Here is a 20,258-nt window from a genome sequence, read left to right as displayed (position 1 = left end):
CTATGATCGAGGATAGCCCTCGTCCGAACCTGACCAAGTGGATGAACGAAGCGACTGCTACCGGTGTCAGCAGCGGCGTGGTGTTGAACCCTTGGGCTACCCCCTCGACCCACATTGTCGGACCCGGCAAGAAGCCTGGTATCATAAAGCAATCGGATGATCTCTCCGCAGCTGGAACCAAGGTTTGGTTCAACCCATTGACCGAGGTTCTTCAGATGAGCGGTGTGGGTGATTTCCGATACTACGACCAGTACGATCTTTGGGGCGGAGTTCGCGGAGATCTCTCAACCCCAGCTCTACAACAAGCACACGTCGAAAAGGTTTTCGCTGTTCAAGATTCCATCAACGCGACCCGCTTGAGTCCAACAGTCTTGTTGCACGCAGGGCTTGGCCCTTCGAGCGTGACTGCTTTGGATCTAGCTAGAGAAGCCGTATCTCAAGATCCAAATGCATGGCTAGCTATCTCCGGAACTGATCCCTTCTGGGCTGGCGGCCGAGACCTAGACAGTCATATTGGCGCTTTGGCTCAATTTCAACCCTCTGGATGGTTCATCTCTGTCGCGAGACCGAGCAACATTCTGCCAGCCCCGACGAGCGACGAGGCTATCCATGGCCTATGTCGAACCGTCCGAGCTCTCTCTGAGGGGGGCGTGCCTATCCACGTGTCCCATGGGGATCTCGCTGCCCTTCCAGCTGTGGCCGCTGGGGCATCGACGGTGGGCACTGGCTGGGATCGCCGACAGCGTGCTCTTTGTTACTCGGACTATGCTCCCCGCGATTCTTCAGGCGGCGGCGGTGGCTGGTTCACTCGCCCGACACTTCGCGGCCTCTTGGGGTGGATTGAAGACAAGGAAGCACAGGTCCTCAATGCGCGTCATGCCGCATTTATTGCGGGCGCCGGGGGGCTACCCGCGCCCGGCCCCAAGGAGGCCTTCCTCCACCACACGGGCGTCCTAGCGGGGGTCGTGGCTGACATCCAGGCCCAAGGCAGTTACCGCGCACGATGCATACACCTGGCAAATCTATACGACCGCGCTGAGGTTGAGTGGGCACAGTGCGCGACCCGCCACCCCACGAACACATCAGCGGTCGAGTGGATCCGCCCCTTCGCCACAGGTCTACGCCTGTACAAGAGCACCGAGGGATGGTGACACGCTATCCGCGAGGCCTTAGAACGTTCGGAGTCAGGTTAGCAGTGAACTGCAACCTGCTCACATCAGCGCCGCCACGATGTGTTCAGAACCCCACATGTGGCGACTTCTCGAGGTGTGTCGAGCCTTGGGCTTTACTCTCCACTGACTACCTAGCGCCCAACCAGCACCGTCGCTTTTGACTACCGCATCGAGGGAAAGCTGAGCGCCCGCACTCAAATTCCCCATTACAATTACATAGTTGTCCGCCCACACATCATAGGCATGCGCCTGTTTCACGGCGCGCCGCCAATCAGATACTTTCGCCTCAAAAGCAATAATGCTCCCGATGTCAACAAGGTTCGGTGAGCGTCGATAGGTCGTGCCGTTTTTGGTACTAATAGCCCCCAGCCTCAACAGATTCGGGACTCGCCTCTTTAGAGTTTCGATAGGCCATCCAAGATCCCTAGAAATCCATTCTAGTGACCTAGGAGAGCCAGAAGAAAGCGCTGCAACAAGAGCCGAATCTATTTGATTGACCAAAGGTGGAACATCTAAGGATAGGCGCTTCTCCAGTCTGCTCTCGTCGCCAACGACTGCAATTAGGTCTGGAATTCCCGTAGGAGTCGCAACTTCGCGCATCAACAAGAGACCTGCCCCCGCCCCACGCAGCCCGGCGCTCAGCAGCTCCGCGTCATGATGCAGAGGCAGCTCTTGGAGGGGCTCGAAGCGCCGGCCTGGCTTTTGACGAGAGGACTCCCAAGACCTGGACCGGTTGCGGTTCTTCGAACCATCGGCGGGATTCGTCATATTGGTTTCCTTCAACGACACCCTCCCGAACCTACCTGCTCATTTCGAGCCACGCGAATTCTTACTGCAGTCTTATCGTCATGCAGTTTGCTTCTGGGATAGGCACATCCATTCACATCCAGGGATTCCTCCACCTGCTGTCTTTCCATGAGCTCACCCAGGGACTTCTTCGAAAAAATCTCTCGGCGAGTATCTATTGATAGTCCGTCTGTCACCAGCGCAAACTCTGGCACACAACTCAATGATAACCGTTTTTGGCAGCCGTTCCACGCCGCGCGATCATCCGCTCCCGCGATCCAGTAGCCACCCGACGTATTCCGTGCTCGAGCCTGCACTTCTTGCAGACGAGTAAGGATCCGCCGATGTTCGCCATCAAAACCGGTGCCAGAGGCGAGCCTATTTCGGTAAATTTCCCTCAACTCGGAGCCGACAGTGGCCAACCTCAAGTCCGACATCTCTTGACACCCTTCGACATCTCGCCACACAGCGAAGGAGTCCCCCAAGACATAAAACTCCAGTACGCAAGAATCCCAGCGAGCCAATGCAATGGTGCTGGTTGGACAGACCCCCTGAGTGAATTCATCGTGAGCCGCGCTGGCTTGTCGGATGGCTTTGGCCACGATCTTAGAAATGGGACCATTCGAGTCATTGGCGAGGCCTTCCGTCAGGGCTTCCTTGAGCCGTTCGGCGTACCAGCCACCGTCATGTACGGGTGGCGCTTCACCGAAGCTGCTTGCTCCATCAAGCACGAATGCCCATCCGTCGCCGTAGGCATAGCGGTCCTGGTTGTGGTCGCCGCCAGCCAACGTCGCCGCCTCGATGCGGACTAGTGGATCGCGGGTCCCCACAGCGCCTCCGTCTCGGTCGAGTTGCCCTGGGTGTCGAACGCACCCCTGACGATCATCGAAAAGTGCTGCTCCCCTACATGGTCGTACAGCTCATGGGCATGGCGCTGCAGGTACTCCACGGCCCCCAGGGAGCCCAAGGCGTGAACGCCCGCAATGACGAAGATGCTGCCCTCACCGAACGGCAGGCGGGCAACGTAGGCCAGATCCCGCGAAGGATCACCGAGGTCAAATGGCGAGGTGAACGATTCCCCATCGCAGTGTCGCAAGAGCCAGTTGCCCTGGGCATCCTGCGAGAAGTCCAGCCATGGGTCATTGGCAATGGCCTCGGCCGTAACCGGCGAGGATTTGGGGCCACAGATGGCCACGGCATCAGGCCCAGGGATCCACTGGCCGTCGCTGGGAATCAGGTAGCGGTCCACCGAGAAGCTCAGCGAGGTGAGGAGCTGAGCCATCTTCTCCACCGCAATGGAGTCATGCCGGGAAATGTAGCCCTCGGGCCGGTCGCCGGCGCGCAGCGGCGCGGCCAAGGTGATGGGGCCGACCCCGAACAGTGCACGCTCCCTGGGCGGTGCCGCCGAACGGATCTGGGAAACGCGGCCCTTGGTGAGCCCCAGCTCCTTGGCCAGCTCGGTGAAGGTGATGCCTCGTTGGTCGACGGCTGCTTCCATCGCCGCCTTGCGAATGCGAGACAGCTCCACGGAACGTTGCTGGTACACGCCGATCAACTCCCCCGCCGCGCGCGCTTGCGCCAGCGGGTCGGTCATCCGACGCACTGCCTCAAACCTGGGGTCGCTCTGCATGGGGTCCAGTTTAGAGGTGCTTGACAGGGCCGAGGCCGTGAGTACAGTTCGGTTTAGCCCCTACAAACTTCATCGCTTTCTTGCGATACATGGGGTTCATACCCACTAAACAGGAGTTGGTCATGGCCATTGCGCGCAAGCTCACCGTCGCCCAGGAGACGGTCTTCCCCCTCCCGCCGTACCTGGTCGGCGCCGTGGAACCGGTGTTGAACTTCGATCAGGCCGCGCGTCGTCCGGACGGTTCGCGTCCCCAGCAGCTCGACAAGGAGACAGGCCTGCCGATCTGGCAGGTCGCCGTCCTCGACCCTGACCCGGAGGCTGGCAACCGGGAGAAGACCGTCGTCGTGAAGCTGGTCTGCCAGCATCAGCCGGTGCCGCCGGAGAACAAGTCCGGCTTCCCCTTCACCCCGGTGCGGTTCACCGATCTGACGGTCACGCCGTGGATCGATGACAACGGGCCTCGCCCGAAGATCGCCTACTCCCTGCGCGCCACCGGCTTCGCCGAACCCACCAGCGGCACCACCCGAGACCAGGGCAAGGCGGCCTGAGCATGAGCGCCGCAACGCTCACCCGCCCGATGCCGGGGACTGCGACCCTCCGTGCGGTTGGGGACTGTGTCTCGCGGTTCGTTCGCCTGTCCGGCGTGCTGATGTGGCGCCTTGTCCTCGGCGTGCGACGGGGATGGCCGTGGATGCTGACCTGCTACCTGGCATGGATCGGTCTGATCGTCGGCTACGGCATCGACAGTCGCACGGCGGATCTGGGTGGCCTGGTGCTGCTGGGCGTCTATCTGTCGACATTGGTTGCCGGGGTCGTCTGGTCGGTGGTCAACCCGTTCACCTTCGACCGGTTCGTGGCCGGGCCGTGGCGTCGTCGCCGGTGGCGTCGGTGGGCACGCAAGAACTGGGACGTGCTGGCACGTGAGTGCGGCCTGTCGGTGCAGCGCACCCGCACAGTGAAGGTGACCCGGAAGGTTCGCGTCGGGGACCACACCGAATACGTGCGGGAACCGCGGACGGTTGAGCACTGGGTCGCCCCGTACCTGTCGCGCGTCGAGACACGGGGTGACCTGCTGGTGCTCCGGATCAGGGCTCGCATCGGGCAGACCTTGGAGGAGATCGAGGCCGCGGTCCCGGCCCTGCAGGTCGCAGCCGCAGCCACCTCGGGCCGGTGCGCCTTCGTCTCGGAATGCCAGGTGGAGGTGCAGCTCATGATGCGCAACACCCTCGCCTCGGGCCGTGAGGCCAGCATTCTGAGCCGTGAGGCGCTGGGCTCCGTAGGCGTCGTCCCGGCTGGCCGCACCCAGGTGGGCACCACGTGGCACCTGCAGGTGATCGGGCGGCACACGCTGGTCGTCGGCGCGTCCGGCTCGGGCAAGGGGTCGCCCATGTGGTCGGTGGTCGGGAACCTCGCTCCGGCCGTCCCTACGGGCGAGGTGCAGCTGTGGGGCATCGACCTCAAGCACGGCCTCGAACTGTCCATGGGCAAGCAGTTGTTCTGCTGCATGGCCACCACCCCCGCCCAGGCACTGGAAGTCTTGCGTCAGCTCCGCAAAGTGATCGACGCACGGGGCGCGGAGATGGCCGGTGTCTCGCGCCTGCACCAGCCGCGCCCTGGTGACCCCCTGCATGTCCTGGTCATCGACGAGCTGGCCGTGCTCACCTCCTACGGCCCTCCCGAGATCGTCAAGGAGGCCTCCCGCCTGCTGTCGGAGGTGCTCACCCAGGGCCGTGCCCTCGGCGTCATCGTGGTCGCCGCAGTGCAGGACCCGCGCAAGGAGATCGTCGGCATGCGGAACCTGTTCACTCAGGCCCTCGCCCTGCGGCTCAACAGCTCCACCGAGACGCGCATGGTGCTCGGCGACGAGACCACCCGTGTGGCCCCCGCCCACCGCATCCTGCGCTCTCAGCAGGGCACCGGTTGGATCCAGGACGAGGACGGCACCTTCGACAAGGTCCGCGCCGACTACTGGCCCGACAAGACCATCCGCGAGGTCGCCCGCCGCTACCCGTCGCCCGTCCACGTCGCCCTGCCCACCGAGCAGCAGGTCGCCGAGGACGCCCTGCCCCCGGCCACCTCGCCGGTGGTCGACGCCGCCCAAGCGTTCGCAGCCCCGCGTGCTCGCAAGCCCAGGGCCCCGCGCAAGCCCCGCCAGCCCCGCAACCGCGAGGACCAGGGAAATCCCCTCGACAGGCTCGGGGATCGGGATGGGTCGCTCGGGGACCGTGGCCCTGAGGCCGATGGTCCTTTCGACAGGCTCAAGGACCGTGAGGGCGACGAGCTCAATGACCGTCGTAACGAGCAGGAAGGACCGCAGGCAGCATGACCGGCCACGCGGGGGCCCACTTCGAGGGATTCGGAGAGGCCGCCCCTCTCACCCTCGACCTGAGCCCCCGCGCCCAGGCCGCCCTCCTCGACCGCATCAAGGACGGCACCTTCGACGCCTTCGCCCAGGCCGCCGCCCACGTCGGCCACTGCGCCCACCCAATCCGACTTACCGGTTCCACCACCCGGATCGATGCCGCCACGGGTGAGGTGTTGAGCGTCTTCCGCTCCACCGACCAGCCCCTCGGCGTCCTGTTCCAGCGCTGCGGCAACCGCCGCGAGACCGTCTGCCCGTCCTGCTCGCGCCTGTATGCCCGCGAGACCTTCGAGGTGATCCGCTGCGGCGTCCAGGGCGGCAAGAACGTCCCCGAGACCGTGGCCGACAATCCCCTGGTCTTCCTCACCCTCACCGCACCCTCCTTCGGCCCCGTGCACGGCACCCGCAGCGGCAAGCCCTGCCATGCGCGTCGTGAAGGCCAGCTCTGCCCGCACGGCAAACCCCAGTGGTGCAACGCCCGGCACGACGAAAACGACACGCTGCTCGGGCAGCCGATCTGCCCCGACTGCTACCGCTACGACCACCACCTCCTGTGGCAGTGGTGGGCCCCCGAACTGTGGCGCCGCTTCACCATCGCCCTCGGCCGACACCTCGCCACCCTCCTCGAGGTGAAGCCGTCGAAGCTGCGCGACGTGTGCTCAGTGCAGTTCGCCAAGGTCGCCGAGATGCAGACTCGCGGCGCCATCCACTTCCACGCCCTGATCCGCCTCGACGGCCCCGCCGCCCAGGGCATCGGCGCCCCGGCACCGGCAGGCCTCACCGCCGAGGTCCTCGCCCAGGTCTCCCGCGAGGCTGCCGCCTCGGTGTCCTACGTGGCTCCGTCGCCTCACCCGTCCATCAAGCCGACGCTGCTGGTCTTCGGCGCCCAGGTCGATGCCAAGCCTGTCCGTTCCAGCCGCCGCCCGGATGACCCCGACCGTGAGCTGCAACCCGCCCAGGTGGCCGGCTACCTCGCCAAGTACGCCACCAAGGACGCCACCGCCGCCAAGCACGGCACCACCAACCCGCACCTCGACCGACTCGCCGCCCTCTGTCGCACCTGGTGCGGATACGCCCGGGGCCGCGACAACCGCCGCCGTGCTGGTGACGCCGTGGAAGGCTCGGTGGGCAAGGACGGGCTCGACGTCTACACGCACCTGGGCAAGTGGTCCCACGAACTCGGCTTCCGCGGCCACTTCTCCACCAAGAGCCGCCGATACTCCATCACCCTCGGCGCCCTGCGACGCGCCCGCGCCCGCTTCCAGAAGCTCATGGCCGACCAGAACAACGGCCGTCACATCGACTGGGACAGCATCGACCTGCTCACCGACGAGGACGACGACACCACCCTCGTTTTGCGCGACTGGGCGTACGACGGCACCGGGTGGGACACCAGCGCCGACGAAGCACTCGCCCTGGCTGCCGCCGCCCGCGCCCGCGAGTACGCGCAATGGAAGGCCACAACAACACACCCCCACCACTCAATCCCCCACTACTCAAAGGAGAGCTGAACCATGACCACCACCCTCACCAAGCCGGCCACTGGCATCGTGTCCGACTACCTGACCAGCGAGGAGCTGGCCGCGTGGATCCGCGTCTCGCCGTCCACCCTGTGCCGCTGGCGCAAGACCGGGCAGGGACCGCGCTGCACCTGGCTGTCGCCCACCTGCCCCCGCTACCTGCGCGCCGACGTCGAGGCCTGGCTGCGGCGGGCTGCCGCATGAGCATCGAGAAGACCCCCAATGGGCGCTGGCGGGCCCACCTCAAGAGCGGACGAGTGAAGGTCGCCTCCCGCACCTTCGACACCCGCCGGGAAGCCAATGCCTGGCTCACCCGGGAACGTGCTGCCCTGGCCGGTGGCGTCGACCCTCGCGCCGGCAAGGAGCGGGTGCGTGATCTGCTCCCCCGCTGGCTCGAGATCCGGCGGACCACCGTCGCGGCGAAGACCTGGCAGACCGACCGCGAACTGCTGCGTTTGGTGCCGACGAGCTTGCAGGCGCTGCAGATCTCGGCAGTCAGTGGCCGGGAAGTGGCCCGCTCCTTCGAAGCCCTGCTGGCTCGCGGGCTCGGCCACAGCTCCGTGGTGCGCTACCGCGCCAGCCTGTCGGTCTTCTTTGCCTGGTGCGTGCGGGAGAAGCTGATCGCCGCCAACCCCGTGACGGCCGTGCGGGTGCCCAAGAGTTCGGCGCCACCCGTCGAGCTGGACCCCTTCACCGAAGAGGAATTGGAGGCCGCCCACGAAGCATGGCGTCTGCGTGACCCGCGCCTGGCCGACGTGATGCTCGTCCTCGGGTGGACCGGCCTTCGCTGGGCCGAGGCTCGTGAGCTGCGCGTCGCCGACTTCGTGGAGGTGCCCACCCCGGCCCTGCTGGTACGTCGTTCGGCTCCCGAGGGCGTCGGCGTGAAGGCCACCAAGAGCGGCCGCTCGCGCCGCGTACCCGTGGCCAACCGGGTGCTGCCGATCATCAAGCGCCTCACCCTGGGCAAGGGCCCCGACGACCTGCTGCTCACCACCTACATGGGCGCCCAGCTGCACCGCAACGCCGTCGTCCGCACCCTCGACTGGAAGCACACCGCCCAGGGCCGACGGATCCACGACCTGCGCCACACCGCTGCCTGCCTGTGGCTGGCCCGTGGCGTCGACCCGGGGACCGTCCAGGCGTGGATGGGCCACGAGTCCATCGCGACGACGAACAGGTACCTGCACCATCTGGGGACCGCCGCCGACATTGCCGGTCTGGCAAGGCTCAATGCCAGCCTCGATGAAGGGCTGGGGACCGCCGGGGGCCCGCGAGAGGTGGCGCAATGACCCAGAAATCGAAAGAACCCCGCATGACCGGAAACGTTCTTCCTAGTCAGCGAGGTTTCTTGCTTGTGGAGCATAGGGGATTCGAACCCCTGACCTTCTCATTGCGAACGAGACGCGCTACCAACTGCGCCAATGCCCCAAGTTTTGAGTTGTGTCACTGCACTTGCCGCGAGAAGTAGGTTAGCACTCCTCGGCCCCCAGCAGGAAACCGACGGGCTGCCCGCGGTCACTCGTCGAGCCGGAGGGCCAACCTCACTCGCCGACGGCGCGGCGTCGCTCCTGCTCGTCGCCCCGGTCGCGCTCAGGAGCCTCCGCCACGACGGGCGTGCGCTGGATGGCCTGCGTCGGCTCGGGGGCCGAGAGGTCAATGGTGCGCACCGTGCGGGGCACCAGCGGCTTGCTGACATAGGTGGGGACGGTGATCGGGATCGGCTCCCACAGACTGCCGTTGAGCCCCTCGACGGGCGCGCTGATCTCGATCGACAGCTCGTGCGAGTTCTCCACGTCGCCCAGGGAACCCTCCCGCAGTGAGGAGGGCACCTCAAAACTCACGGTGTCATCCCGCCAGTCGACGTCCAGCTCGGCCAGCCGCGCATCCAGCCGGGCATTGAACTTGACCACGCTGAAACGGCACAACGCCAGGAATCCGACCATCAGCGCACCGGGAACCAGCGGGGTGTACCAGATGACGGCGCCCAGACCAGCAGCAACGGACGCGATGACGGTCAGGGTGAAGAGCACCAGCAGCACCGTGCGGCGGCGACGGGCGGCCTGCTTGGCCAGCTGGTGGATCTCCACGCGAGCAGCCCGTCGGGTCAGCGGCGTGGAGATCTCGGAATCCTCCCGACCCAAGGACGAGGGGGCGACGATCTGCACGGACTCGCCGAAGCGCTCCATGGGGTCGATCTCGTCGATCTCGCTCCCGTCGCGACGCGCAAGGAAGGACGGGACGAGGTACGCCAGCCAAGCCAGCGCAATGGCCACAAAGATCAGTCCCGTCACGGGTGCAAGGCTACGGGCCGCCGGAAGGGCGAAGGTGGACCCTCAACGGAGTGTCGAGGACTAGTTGTGCTTTTTGAGGGCTTGCGCTTTCCAAGGATGTGTGCTGGCCCTGCGTGGACAAGGATCCGGGTCATCCGCCCAGCGCCCAACGAGGCGGATTCCCCGCGAGATACCTGCTCAACAGCCCTTCAGGGACATCCTCCGCACAGACCGCGAAAGAGCGATGGTCGCGCCAGTCACCGGCGATGTGCAGGTAGCGTTCCCGCACCCCTTCGTCGCGGAGTCCGAGCTTCTCAACCACCCTCAGACTCTTCGCATTCTCGGGGCGGATGTTCACCTCGATGCGGTGCAGACCCATCACCTGGAAACAGTAGTCGACCCCCAGGGCCAGGGCGGTGGGCATCACCCCGCGGCCGGCGATCGCCTCGTCCACCCAGTAGCCGACGCTGGCGAACTGCGCCGATCCGCCGACGATGTTGCTGACCGTCATCTGCCCCTGCATCGGCAGACGTCGGGGGCGGGTCTCCCGCTGCGGCCAGGAATCGTCCCAGCAGATGACGAAGGGCAGCGCCTGCCCCATCCGCGCCTGGCGTTCCCAGGCCTTCGCCATCTGCGGGAAGCGCGTCGCGACGCGGTCTGCACCGGGCGGCACGGTGGCATCCCACGGCCCATTCCAAGCGGCATTGCGCAGCCTGACCTGCTGCCACTGTGCGGCATCGCTGCGTCGCAGGGGGCGCAGCACCACCGGACCACACCGCAGGTCCACCGGCCAACGGTGGCGCGACGGGAACTGCGCCCCCATCGGAAGGGTGAAGGTCACGGGTGGTCCCCGCCACGGGCCTGGTCGACGGCATGCGGCAAGACCTGCTCCAGCACGGCCAGACCGTCGCGCACTCCGCCCACGGAGCCGGGCAGGTTCACCACGATCGTGCGGCCCGCCATGCCAGCCAGCCCCCGGGAGAGGCAGGCGGTGGGCACTCCGGCGTCGATGCCGCGCTGCGCAATCTGGGCGGCCAGCTGCGGCAACTGCCGGGTGAGCAGGGGTTCGGTGACCTCGGGGGTGAGATCGCGGGGTCCCAGCCCCGTCCCGCCCGTCGTGAGCACCACGCTCGCCCCTGCGGCCACGGCCTCCCGGATGGCCAGGCCCACCGCCTCTCCGTCCGGCACTACCTGGACGTCGTCCACCGCAAATCCCATCGCCGCCAGGCCTTCGGCGGCCAGCGGACCGGAGCGGTCCGGGTAGATCTGCTCGAAGGCCCGGTCGGAGGCGGTGATGACGACGGCCCTCCCCCGGCCCCGGCCGTCGGTCGGCCCGTCGAGCTCCATCGGGGTCACTGTTCGGTCCAGTCGCCGCTGCGGCCGCCGCTCTTCGCGGTGACGCGCACGTCGGTGAGCCGGGCATGCTTGTCGACGGCCTTGACCATGTCCACCAGCCCCAGCGCCGCCGTGCAGACGGCCGTCAGGGCCTCCATCTCCACCCCGGTGCGGTGCGTGGTGCGGACCGTCGCCGTGATCTCGATCCCGCGCTCCTGCTGGTCCAGCGTGACGTCGACGCCGGTCAGCGGCAGCGGGTGGCACAGCGGGATGAGGTCGCTGGTCTTCTTGGCGCCCATCACGCCGGCAATGCGGGCCACGGCCAACGCGTCGCCCTTGGGCAGTTCGTCGTCGCGCAGGGCGGCAAGGCACTCCGGGCTGAGCAGGACCACCCCCTTCGCGGTGGCGCTGCGGGCGGCGACCTGCTTCTGGCTGACATCGACCATCCGCGCCTCGCCCGTGCCGCTCAGGTGGGGAAAAGGTTGCGCGGCGTCGGGCTTCTCGACGGCCGGTTCGGGCATCCGACGCGGCACCGGATGCTCAGGGGCATCGTGGGCCTCGTTGGCCTCGTGACGCGGGACCTCGGGGACGAAGTCGTCGACGGAACTGGGGCGGAAGACGGGCCGGTCCTGGTCAGTCATCGAGCATCCAGACCATGACGCGCTCCCCGGCATTGACCACCTCGACGTCCTCGTCCAGCAGGACCAGGGCGTTGGCTGTGGCCAGGTCACCCAGCAGGTGCGACGAGTGACCGCCCACCAGGTTGACGGTGCGACGGCCAGCCTGCTCGATCACGAAGCCGCGGCCGAACTGCAGCTTGCCCGGCACCGAACGCATCACCGACCCCGCGATGCAGCGCACCGGCGTGTGGGTCTGGGGCTCGACGCCCATCAGCTTGCGGATCACCGGCCGCACGAAGGCCTGGAAACTCACATAGGCGCTGACCGGATTGCCCGGCAGCATGATCATCGGCACCTCGTCGTCGCCGATCAACCCGAAGCCCTGCGGCTTTCCCGGCTGGATGGCCACCTCCGCGAAGTCACACAGACCCATCGTCGGCATCACCTGCTTGACCACGTCGTGGTCGCCCTTGCTGACGCCGCCGGTGGTGATGATCAGGTCGGCGCGGATCAGCTGGTCACTGATGGCCTCGCGCACCTGCTCGGGATCATCCGACGGAACCTGCACGCGCCAGACCTGACACCCCTCTGCCTTGGCGGCGGCGGCCACCATGTAGCTGTTCGCGTCGTAGATCTGGCCGGGACGCTCCAGGTCACGGCCAGGCTCCACCAGCTCCGCCCCGGTGGAGACCACCACGACGCGCGGCCGGGGGCGTGCCAACACCTTGTCAATGCCGGCGGCGGCCAACAGGCCCGCGGTGCGGGCGTCCATCCGCTGACCCTGCGACATCAGGGCAGTACCCTCCGTCACGTCGGAGCCACGCAGCCGCACATAGTCCCCCGCGGCCACCGGCGCGAAGATGCTCACCCGACGGATGTCACCGTCAGTGGACTCGACGGGGACCACGGCATCGGCGCCGGCCGGCATCGGGGCGCCGGTCATGATCTTGATCGCCTGGCCGGGCTTGAGCTCCACCTGCCCGTCGTCACCGGCAGCGATCGAGTCGGCGACGCGCATGATGACCGGCTCCTCCGCCGTGGCCGACGCCACGTCGGCAGCGAGCACCGCGTAGCCATCCATCTGGGAATTGTCGAAGCCAGGCAGGTCCACGGGGCTGGCGATGTCCTCACACAGCGCCAGGTCCCACGCGTCGAGCAGCCCCATGCCGAAGGCCGACAGCGGCTCCACCAGGCTCAGCAGGTAATCGCGATGGTTCTCCATGATGCGCAGGCCGTCGGGGCCGGGTGCCGGCGGCTCGGGCAGCACCGGCGGCGGCTCGGGAGCCACGACCTCTTCGACGACATTCTTCTTACGACGCAACAGAGCCATGCCACTTACGATAGGCGAATGACCTCACCCCACCTGAGCGGACTCTCCAAGCAGGAGCTGCGCAGCCAGTTGGTGGCCGCCCGGCAGACCCGCCCCGTGGCGCAGCGGCTCGACGATGACCGGGCGCGTACCGCGATCGTGCTGAAGGCGCTGCGCGACGTGGAACCCGCCACCATCTCGGTCTACCTCTCGGTGCCGCCGCACGCCCCGCGGCCCGAGCCGGGGACGCTGGAGCTGGCGACGGCCCTGTGGACCCTGGGACACCGGGTGCTGGTGCCCGTGCTCTCCCCCACCTCTGAGAGCCCGCGACGAGATCCCGACTGGGCCTGGTTCGAAGGTCCGGCGGCGCTGAGGCCCGGGCTGTGGGGCATCCCCGAGCCAACCGGCGCGGCACTGGGCGCCGAAGCCCTGGCGGAGGCGGAGCTGGTGTTGTGCTCCGGCCTGGCCGGAACCCGGGACGGCCGACGCCTGGGGGTGGGCGGTGGCTGGTACGACCGCGCACTGGCGCACCGGGGGGCGGATGTGCCGGTGTGGATGCTGCTGAATCCCGACGAGGTGCTGGACGATCTGCCGACCGAGCCCCATGACCAGCGCGTCGACGCCCTGCTGCTGCCCGACGCACTGCATCCCTGCGAGGTTGGCTGAGGTCTTGCCCCGGCGCGTGGGATTGGAGCGGCGCGTGGGTTCCAGCGGCCCGCGTGGGATTGGTCACCGCGCGTGGGTTCCAGCGGCCCGCGTGGGATTGGTCACCGCGCGTGGGTTCCAGCGGCGGCGCGTGGGATTGGTCATCCCGCGTGCGCTACACCCGTCGCGAGAACACACAACCCACGCGAACACCAGGGGCCCCGACGAAACCCACGCGAACACCAAGGCCCCTCACACCACTGCGGCGGCGGCGCGGCTGGCCCGCGTGGGAATGATCACCGCGCGTGGGTTCCAGCGGCGCCGCGTGGGATTGGTCATCCCGCGTGCGCTACACCCGTCGCGAGAACACACAACCCACGCGAACACCAGGGGCCCCGACGAAACCCACGCGAACACCAGGGGCTCCAACGAAACCCACGCGAGGACGCGCCCCAGCGCACGAACCCACGCGAGGAAGCACCGCGTCGGAACACGGGCAATTGACCTCTGGCAATGGCGTGCGCGCCCGGGAAGAAGTCCAGGATTTCGGGCGTTTGAGGTGGCGTCGATAGAATCGAACGGTTCTGCGGGGCGAGCGCCCCGCCACGAGTGAGGGAACGATGCCTACCTACCAATATCGCTGCACCGAGTGTGGCGTCGAGATCGAGCGGGTGCAGAAGTTCAGCGACCCGGCCCTGACCGTCTGCGAGGACTGCGGCGGAACGCTGCGCAAGGTCTACAACGCAGTCGGGATCGTGTTCAAGGGATCGGGCTTCTATGCCACCGACAACCGCACCAAGGGCAAGGCCGCCGCAGCCACCGGCTCGTCGGAGAGCAGCAGCTCCAGCGACTCCTCCGGCAGCTCCAGCACCGGTTCGGACAGTGGATCGTCCAACAGCGGATCATCGAGCTCGGCGGCCAGTTCCTCGACGTCGGGGTCCGCAAGCTCCACGTCGAAGTCCACGAGCAGCTCCACGTAATCCCCGCGGCGACGCAATCCACACGCGCCGTAATCCCCCGCGGCGTCATCCACAGGCGAGCCCGGCCGCCCCGCCTGTGGATGACGTGAACCAGAAGTCCTCACGATGCACACACTGTGCAGCGTGAGGATTTCTGATTCGTGGGCCGCGCTGGCCCGAGCGGTGCGTTGGCACCGACGTTCCCTGGCCGCGGTCACCGCCGCGTTGGCCACCCTGCTGACCATCCAGGCGATCTCCCCTCCAGCTCCCGACGGCACCGACGTCGTGGTGGCCGCCCGGGAGCTCGCCGCGGGCAGCACCATCACCGCGGCCGACCTACGCGTCGTCAGCTATCCCCCGCAGCTGGCCCCCGAAGGAGCCGCGACGGCCACCGAATCGCTGGTGGGGCGGGTCCTCACGGCCACCGCCCCACCGGGCATGCCGCTGACCGACAGCTCCCTACTCTCCACGAACCAACCCGTCGACGGCGAGATGCTGGTCCCGTTCGGAATCTCCGACGCGGGAATCCTGGCCCTGGTGCAACCCGGCGACAGGATCACCGTGGTGGGCCCTGGCGCCGACGGCCAGGTGCAGACGCTGGCCAAGCGGGTGCGGGTGGTCACCACACCCCAGCGCCAGTCGGACGCCCTGGGCGGCACGGGGAATCCGCTGCTGGTGGTGGCATGTGATCCGGCCACGGCCAGTCGGCTGGCAGCTGCCGCCGCCTCGCAGCCGCTCGGGATTGCGCTGGGGTGACCCGAAGGAGGCAACGCCCTCTACCCATGACCGCACCCGATACCGGCGGCGGACTCGCGACATCGCAGCCCGGACTGCCAGAGGTGGCAGGGCGCGGCCACCACAGCACCCACGGTTCAGCTCGGTCATTCATCAACGCAAACATCTGAGCCCGCACCGGCCGGGATGTTTGCCTTGCCTGTGACGACATTGAGAACCAGGCGCCTGCCGCCTTGTTGTACGTTCAAATCATCTCTACGCTTGACGCGACACAATCGGAAGGCCCACCCCACGGGTCCCCTGTCACCACCGAGAGGAGCAACCCGTGAAGGGTTTCAAGGACTTCATCATGCGCGGCAACCTGGTCGAGATGGCCGTTGCCTTCATCATCGGTGGCGCCTTCGCCACCGTCGTGACCGCCTTCACCAAGGTGATCATGGAGCTGATCAGCAAGGCCGGCAATGCCCCGTCCTTCGACGAGTGGGAGATCTTCGGCCTCACGACGGTCGGCCCCTTCCTGACCGCCCTGGTCGCCTTCCTCCTGCTGGCCTTCGTGGTCTACTTCTTCGTCGTCAAGCCCTACGAGATGGCCAAGGAGCGCTTCACCTCCCCGGCCGACGCCGATGACACCACCGAGGGCCTGCTCGCCGAGATCCGCGACCTGCTGGCCGACCAGAAGCGCGCTCTCTGATCCTCGCCGATCGCCACGCCGGCGCGTCGTCTCGATGCGCCCAACAGCCACAGGAAACCCCCGTCGCCCAGTGGGCGGCGGGGGTTCTTCCTGCCCCACGCACGCGCCTCACGAGCCCCACGGTCGACGGCAACCCAGCGGCACCTCAACCCCAGGTGATCACGTGCCGGCCCGCGGGGGCATCCCGCTGGGTCACCTGCACCTCACGCGCTGGAGTCAGGTCGCGGGGCGGCACGGCCCGGCCACCGCTCACGGGCGTGTGCTCGTAACGCACCCACTGCGGGATCCCCGCCTCGAAGACCACTTCCTGAACCAGATGTCCCGCCCCGTCCGGGCGAGGAGCGTGGACGGAGTTCATCAGGAGGCGGTCACCGGGCGAGGCCCAGGAAAAAGTCAGCCGGTGCGAGACCACCGCGGGCTGTCCCTTGGCCAGTTGCCCGGGCAGCAGCAAGCCACTCACCAGCAGCCGCGAGGACTGGCCCTCCAGCGGGCTGAGCGACAGCACGTCCATCATCCCGGCATCCGCCAGCGGCTCCATCCGCCAGTCCACGGCACCGCCCGGGATCTCGTTGATCCACGGCAGCACCGTGGCATCGGGTCGGTCGGCGCGCACCACCAGGTAGAAGGTCCTGCTCACTGCGTCGACACCAATGACGGTGCGATCCCGCAACAGGGTCACCAGCACACGACGGTCCAGTCCAACTCCGAGCTGTTCGAAAGCAGCCGACAAATCGGGATGGCGTGGCAGCACCTCTCCTGGCGCCCAACCGAAGGGATTGGCGGTGCCCACCTGACCGGCCAGCCACCCCGCCGGCACGTCGAGGATCCGTTCCAGTTCGGAGACCGCCCGCAGGGAGCCTGCCCGCTTGGGGACGGAGCGTCCCGTGCTCCAGTAGCTGAGCGTCGCCCCGGAGACGGGCGTTCCCCGCTCCACCAGCGCGGAGGCACACTCCTCCAGCGAGAGCGCGGAGTTGTGCAGTGCTTCCCGCAGTCGTTGGGCAAAGACGGCCTGATCACGCATCGCGGCGCCCCTGTCCTTCGTCGTACCACCACTTGACGGAGTGATGCCCGGCGAGCGCATCGCTGAGCACCATCTGCTGGTGCAGACGGGGCTCCAGAACCTGGATCAGGTCACTGTCGGAGTCCACTCCCTGATAGTCATTGGGCAGCGAGTGGTACTCCATGCTGGACGGGAGCTCTGCCAGGTGTACCTGCATCACATAGGTCTCCAGGACCGCCGGCAGCACTCTGGAGAAGCCGAATCTCGCCGCTGCCGGTCCGTAGTCCCAGTCGAGTGAGTACTCCAGCAGATGGAGCTCCCCGGTGGCCAAGGGCCGGGGCAGCAGCAGTTCAGCCGCCTGCAAACCCTCGTCATCCAGCTGGACCACGCGGCCCAGTTCACACCCGGAGATCGACTCGATCAGGGGCGGATCGTCGGTGGCGAAATCCATCCGGAAGGCAATCGGCACCCGGTCGAGCCCGTCAATCTCCGCCCGGAGCAGCTGCACCGTCTCCTCGCGCTGACGTCCGTCCCGGTGAGCCCAGACGCAGTCCTGCAGGAATTCGTTGCTGGACTGGCCCCTGAGCTTGAGACCCATGGCATCCAGCAGGGCCAGCCCCTGATCGGAGACATTGGCTGCCTTGACGATGTCCCACCGCTCCAGCGCGTCACTCGGGATGGCGCCGGTCAGCTGCCCGACGCCCAGTTCCAGGAGACGTTCCAATTGCTCGACGGCGCGCATCGACCGTTCGCGCGCGGGAAGCGATCGCCCATTGCGCCAGTAGCTCAGGGTGGCGATGGACACGGGCGTACCCGCCGCCTTGAGGGCGTCGCGAATCTCGTCGAGGCGGAGGCCGTGGCGTGCGATCGCGTCCGAGAGCACCTGCGCAAAGCGACCGTCGGCCTCGCCGTGCGTCGAACTCATGGTCGACCGCTCCTCACCACCGCACCGGACATCGCAGCAACCACTTGGTCACATGACAGAATCTTATCCGACGAAGCCGTGGTGGGGCGGGACCTCGGCCAACAACCGCTGCTCCGCGGGCCCGAAGACCTTGGGGCCCTCGTGGCGGGTGGGAACCAGCCCGTCGACGCCCAGCAATCGCCTGACCTCGGCAAGGACCGCGCCGTAGCGGGCGAAGCCGACGGGCGCGATGACGTCCCGGGGCACGGGGAAGGGCCAGGGCAGCTCCGCAGCCTGGCGATCCAGCCGCAGGACCTGCACACGCTGCGCGTCCCACTCAGCCGACGCCAGCGCCTCCACCACCTCCTGCGGCGTCGAGGCCGCAACGGCAGTGACGGCCGGGCGCTCACCGGTGAGGGCGAGCGCCACCGCCGTCGTCAGCGAATCGGGCTCACTCACCCTGGCCTGCACCGTCCAGGTTGACCTCACCGGTCAGGACCGCACCGTCGGCCACCGTGGCCGGCTGGCTCGCGCTCACCCGGACGTCGCCCTGGACCGTCACGTCCTTGCCAAAGGTCACGTCCCCATCCACCACGAGCGAGGTGGCCTGGATCAGCGACGGCGGGTTGGGGATGCGTGCCTCGAAGTCGCGCACCAGCTTGTAGGGCTTGCCCAGCGTCACGGCAGGAGTGGTGGCCTGCGCCACCAGGTGTCCCTGCTCGTCCAGCTGGTAGAGGTCGGAACGCAGCAGGAGCAGCTCATTGGTGGTCTTCACCGGCAGGAAGCGGTCGCGGCCCACGCAGATGGCGGTGGCGCCCTCGAAGACCTCGATCGCAGCACCCATGGCGCTCTCGATCTGGATCACCTTCGGCGAATCCGGATTGGCGGGGTCCACCGTCTTCTCGTTGCGGATCAGCGGCAGGCCCAGCACACCCCGACGCTCCTCCAGCGTCGCCTTCAGTGCGACGAGGTCGAGCCACAGGTTGTTGGTGTTGAAGTAGGGGTGACGGTGCTCGTCGGTGAAGAAGTCCATCTCCTCCTTGGGGGTCTGCGCGGACTCGCGCAGCACCAGCTGTCCGTCGGCCTTGCGCACGGCCAGGTGGCCACCCTTGCGGTCGTTGACGGTGCGACGGCAGACCTCCGCGGCGTACGGTGCACCGGTGCTGGCGAACCATCCGGCGACGCGGGCATCGGGCACGGCGCCCAGATTGTCGCCATTGCTCACCGAGGCATAGCGGTAGCCCTTCTCCACCAGCGCATCCAGCACACCGGAGCCGAGCAGTGCGGTGTACAGGTCACCGTGGCCGGGCGGGCACCACTCCAGGGTGGGGTCGGCGGGCCACTCGGCGGGCGTCAGGTCGTCGGCCAGCAGCTTGGGCTCCTGGTTCTGCACGAATCCCAGCGGCAGCCCGTCGACGGCGAGCTCCGGGTACTTGGCCAGGGCCTCCAGGGTGTCGTCCTGGGTGCGGAAGGAATTCATGAGCAGCAGCGGCAGGGGCGCGTCATAGCGTTCGCGCGCCTGGAGGACCTGCTGGGCGATGATGTCCAGGAAGGTCTTCCCGTCGCGCACCTGCAGCAGGTTCTTGGCCTTGTCCAGGCCCATCGACGTGCCCAGCCCACCGTTGAGCTTGATGATCACGGTGGCGGACATCGCCTCACGAGCCTGCTCCTCGTCGATCTGGACGTCGTCGAGCATTGGCGGGGCGGACAGCGGTTCGATGCTGTCCTCCGGGATCATCCCCGTGGCTCCCGACTCCAGCTGACCGTAGTAGTGGCTGAACACCTCGATGGCAGCTTCACTGACCCCCGCGGTGCGCATCTTCTCGATTGCAAGTTCAAGACCATTGGCACTCATGTCTCGATCCTATGGGCTTGCGGTGCGCCGGGGCCCAGCCCGCTGGCAGCCCTGACCGGACGACGCGAAGGCCTGTCCCAAGAGTGTGCTATTGCGCGTGACTGGCGCTGCAGATGCGGGAAGCGGACACAGGACGGCGATGCCACGCGCAGGGCCGAAGCCGTCTACCCACCCCCAGGAGACATACGACGCATGGCATCGCCGTGTCCACCACACTAGGAGGGACAGGTGCCAGCAGACTCCCCCACAGGGGCACCTTCAGCCCCTCATCAGGCCCATCGGCGTCCCGGGACGGGGCACGATTCGCACCAGCGGAATCGGGCAACGTATCCTTGGACGAGCGCCATCTGGTGCGAGGCCCTGTAGCTCAGGGGATAGAGCAACGGTTTCCTAAACCGTGTGCCGGAAGTTCGAATCTTCCCAGGGTCGCGACAGGAGCGAAGGGGGGGGGGGGGGGGGGCGGGG

21 protein-coding genes and 2 tRNA genes are annotated in these 20,258 nt (G+C 67.2%); 10 read left to right on the top strand and 13 right to left on the bottom strand.

Annotated elements, in window-relative coordinates; genetic code table 11:
• Positions 1-1,211 precede the first annotated feature (1,211 nt).
• Genes ACTQ49_RS09015 through ACTQ49_RS09005 form a run of 3 tightly spaced genes read right to left on the bottom strand, consistent with a single transcriptional unit; the run spans position 1,212 to position 3,588 of the window.
• The gene (locus ACTQ49_RS09015; RefSeq protein WP_441827514.1) at positions 1,212-1,940 is read right to left on the bottom strand and encodes a hypothetical protein; all 729 of its coding nucleotides are present in this window, start codon (positions 1,938-1,940) and stop codon (positions 1,212-1,214) included.
• A gap of 11 nt (positions 1,941-1,951) precedes the next feature.
• Complete coding sequence (locus ACTQ49_RS09010) at positions 1,952-2,746, bottom strand: protein phosphatase 2C domain-containing protein (RefSeq protein WP_441827513.1); 795 nt, start codon at positions 2,744-2,746, stop codon at positions 1,952-1,954.
• A 20-nt stretch (positions 2,747-2,766) separates the two neighbouring features.
• A complete protein-coding gene (locus tag ACTQ49_RS09005) occupies positions 2,767-3,588 on the bottom strand; it encodes a hypothetical protein (RefSeq protein WP_441827512.1) in 822 nt (273 codons plus the stop codon).
• Positions 3,589-3,710: 122 nt separating this feature from the next.
• Between ACTQ49_RS09005 and ACTQ49_RS09000 the strand changes: the two genes are divergently transcribed.
• The 5 genes from ACTQ49_RS09000 to ACTQ49_RS08980 are packed head-to-tail and all read left to right on the top strand — an operon-like array spanning position 3,711 to position 8,759.
• Positions 3,711-4,136: a plasmid replication, integration and excision activator gene (locus ACTQ49_RS09000; RefSeq protein WP_441827511.1), complete on the top strand. Its 426-nt coding sequence runs from the start codon at positions 3,711-3,713 to the stop codon at positions 4,134-4,136.
• A 2-nt stretch (positions 4,137-4,138) separates the two neighbouring features.
• A complete protein-coding gene (locus tag ACTQ49_RS08995) occupies positions 4,139-5,914 on the top strand; it encodes an FtsK/SpoIIIE domain-containing protein (protein WP_441827510.1) in 1,776 nt (591 codons plus the stop codon).
• Positions 5,911-7,461: a replication initiator gene (locus ACTQ49_RS08990; RefSeq protein WP_441827509.1), complete on the top strand. Its 1,551-nt coding sequence runs from the start codon at positions 5,911-5,913 to the stop codon at positions 7,459-7,461. The genes ACTQ49_RS08995 and ACTQ49_RS08990 overlap by 4 nt, the downstream gene beginning before the upstream one ends.
• Positions 7,462-7,464: 3 nt before the next feature.
• Positions 7,465-7,674 (top strand): helix-turn-helix transcriptional regulator, encoded by a 210-nt coding sequence (locus tag ACTQ49_RS08985; protein WP_441827508.1) that lies wholly within the window; start codon positions 7,465-7,467, stop codon positions 7,672-7,674.
• Positions 7,671-8,759 carry a tyrosine-type recombinase/integrase gene (locus ACTQ49_RS08980; protein WP_441827507.1) on the top strand — a complete coding sequence of 363 codons (1,089 nt, stop codon included), beginning with the start codon at positions 7,671-7,673 and terminating at the stop codon, positions 8,757-8,759. The genes ACTQ49_RS08985 and ACTQ49_RS08980 overlap by 4 nt, the downstream gene beginning before the upstream one ends.
• Positions 8,760-8,825: 66 nt before the next feature.
• On the opposite strand, the gene ACTQ49_RS08975 is transcribed toward ACTQ49_RS08980, so the two are convergent.
• The 6 genes from ACTQ49_RS08975 to glp form a co-directional block, all read right to left on the bottom strand.
• Positions 8,826-8,898 (bottom strand) — tRNA-Ala (locus tag ACTQ49_RS08975).
• Between the two features lie 113 nt (positions 8,899-9,011).
• The gene (locus tag ACTQ49_RS08970; RefSeq protein WP_441827506.1) at positions 9,012-9,761 is read right to left on the bottom strand and encodes a hypothetical protein; all 750 of its coding nucleotides are present in this window, start codon (positions 9,759-9,761) and stop codon (positions 9,012-9,014) included.
• Between the two features lie 130 nt (positions 9,762-9,891).
• Positions 9,892-10,563 carry a GNAT family N-acetyltransferase gene (locus tag ACTQ49_RS08965; protein ID WP_441827564.1) on the bottom strand — a complete coding sequence of 224 codons (672 nt, stop codon included), beginning with the start codon at positions 10,561-10,563 and terminating at the stop codon, positions 9,892-9,894.
• A 14-nt stretch (positions 10,564-10,577) separates the two neighbouring features.
• Positions 10,578-11,087 carry a MogA/MoaB family molybdenum cofactor biosynthesis protein gene (locus tag ACTQ49_RS08960; RefSeq protein ID WP_441827505.1) on the bottom strand — a complete coding sequence of 170 codons (510 nt, stop codon included), beginning with the start codon at positions 11,085-11,087 and terminating at the stop codon, positions 10,578-10,580.
• A gap of 5 nt (positions 11,088-11,092) precedes the next feature.
• On the bottom strand, positions 11,093-11,716 hold the full coding sequence (gene moaC / locus ACTQ49_RS08955; RefSeq protein ID WP_441827504.1) for a cyclic pyranopterin monophosphate synthase MoaC: 624 nt from the start codon (positions 11,714-11,716) through the stop codon (positions 11,093-11,095).
• Entirely contained in the window at positions 11,709-13,025 is a 1,317-nt protein-coding gene (gene glp, locus ACTQ49_RS08950) for a molybdotransferase-like divisome protein Glp (RefSeq protein WP_441827503.1), read from the bottom strand. Before glp ends, moaC begins: the two co-directional genes overlap by 8 nt.
• Before the next feature lie 18 nt (positions 13,026-13,043).
• Between glp and ACTQ49_RS08945 the strand changes: the two genes are divergently transcribed.
• The 4 genes from ACTQ49_RS08945 (at position 13,044) to mscL (ending at position 16,034) form a co-directional block, all read left to right on the top strand.
• The gene (locus tag ACTQ49_RS08945) at positions 13,044-13,670 is read left to right on the top strand and encodes a 5-formyltetrahydrofolate cyclo-ligase (protein WP_441827502.1); all 627 of its coding nucleotides are present in this window, start codon (positions 13,044-13,046) and stop codon (positions 13,668-13,670) included.
• Positions 13,671-14,269: 599 nt separating this feature from the next.
• Positions 14,270-14,629: an FmdB family zinc ribbon protein gene (locus tag ACTQ49_RS08940; RefSeq protein ID WP_441827501.1), complete on the top strand. Its 360-nt coding sequence runs from the start codon at positions 14,270-14,272 to the stop codon at positions 14,627-14,629.
• 123 nt (positions 14,630-14,752) lie between these two features.
• Positions 14,753-15,364: an SAF domain-containing protein gene (locus ACTQ49_RS08935; RefSeq protein WP_441827500.1), complete on the top strand. Its 612-nt coding sequence runs from the start codon at positions 14,753-14,755 to the stop codon at positions 15,362-15,364.
• A gap of 304 nt (positions 15,365-15,668) precedes the next feature.
• A complete protein-coding gene (gene mscL, locus ACTQ49_RS08930) occupies positions 15,669-16,034 on the top strand; it encodes a large conductance mechanosensitive channel protein MscL (protein WP_441827499.1) in 366 nt (121 codons plus the stop codon).
• 145 nt (positions 16,035-16,179) lie between these two features.
• On the opposite strand, the gene ACTQ49_RS08925 is transcribed toward mscL, so the two are convergent.
• From ACTQ49_RS08925 to ACTQ49_RS08910, 4 genes are all read right to left on the bottom strand, one after another.
• On the bottom strand, positions 16,180-17,055 hold the full coding sequence (locus tag ACTQ49_RS08925; RefSeq protein WP_441827498.1) for a hypothetical protein: 876 nt from the start codon (positions 17,053-17,055) through the stop codon (positions 16,180-16,182).
• Positions 17,048-17,959, bottom strand: a complete 912-nt coding sequence (locus ACTQ49_RS08920; protein WP_441827497.1) for a hypothetical protein — start codon at positions 17,957-17,959, stop codon at positions 17,048-17,050. Before ACTQ49_RS08920 ends, ACTQ49_RS08925 begins: the two co-directional genes overlap by 8 nt.
• Before the next feature lie 63 nt (positions 17,960-18,022).
• The gene (locus ACTQ49_RS08915) at positions 18,023-18,397 is read right to left on the bottom strand and encodes a hypothetical protein (protein ID WP_441827496.1); all 375 of its coding nucleotides are present in this window, start codon (positions 18,395-18,397) and stop codon (positions 18,023-18,025) included.
• On the bottom strand, positions 18,390-19,793 hold the full coding sequence (locus ACTQ49_RS08910) for a UTP--glucose-1-phosphate uridylyltransferase (RefSeq protein ID WP_441827495.1): 1,404 nt from the start codon (positions 19,791-19,793) through the stop codon (positions 18,390-18,392). The genes ACTQ49_RS08915 and ACTQ49_RS08910 overlap by 8 nt, the downstream gene beginning before the upstream one ends.
• Before the next feature lie 356 nt (positions 19,794-20,149).
• On the opposite strand from ACTQ49_RS08910, the gene ACTQ49_RS08905 reads away from it, so the two are divergent.
• Positions 20,150-20,222: transfer RNA gene (locus tag ACTQ49_RS08905), tRNA-Arg, on the top strand.
• Positions 20,223-20,258: the final 36 nt, after the last annotated feature.

Origin of the sequence: Luteococcus sp. Sow4_B9 (assembly GCF_052116585.1) — a bacterium.
In the GTDB taxonomy this organism is placed as follows: domain Bacteria; phylum Actinomycetota; class Actinomycetes; order Propionibacteriales; family Propionibacteriaceae; genus Luteococcus.
The sequence above is the reverse complement of the archived record's forward strand: the minus strand, read 5'-3'. Positions and strand labels throughout refer to the sequence as shown.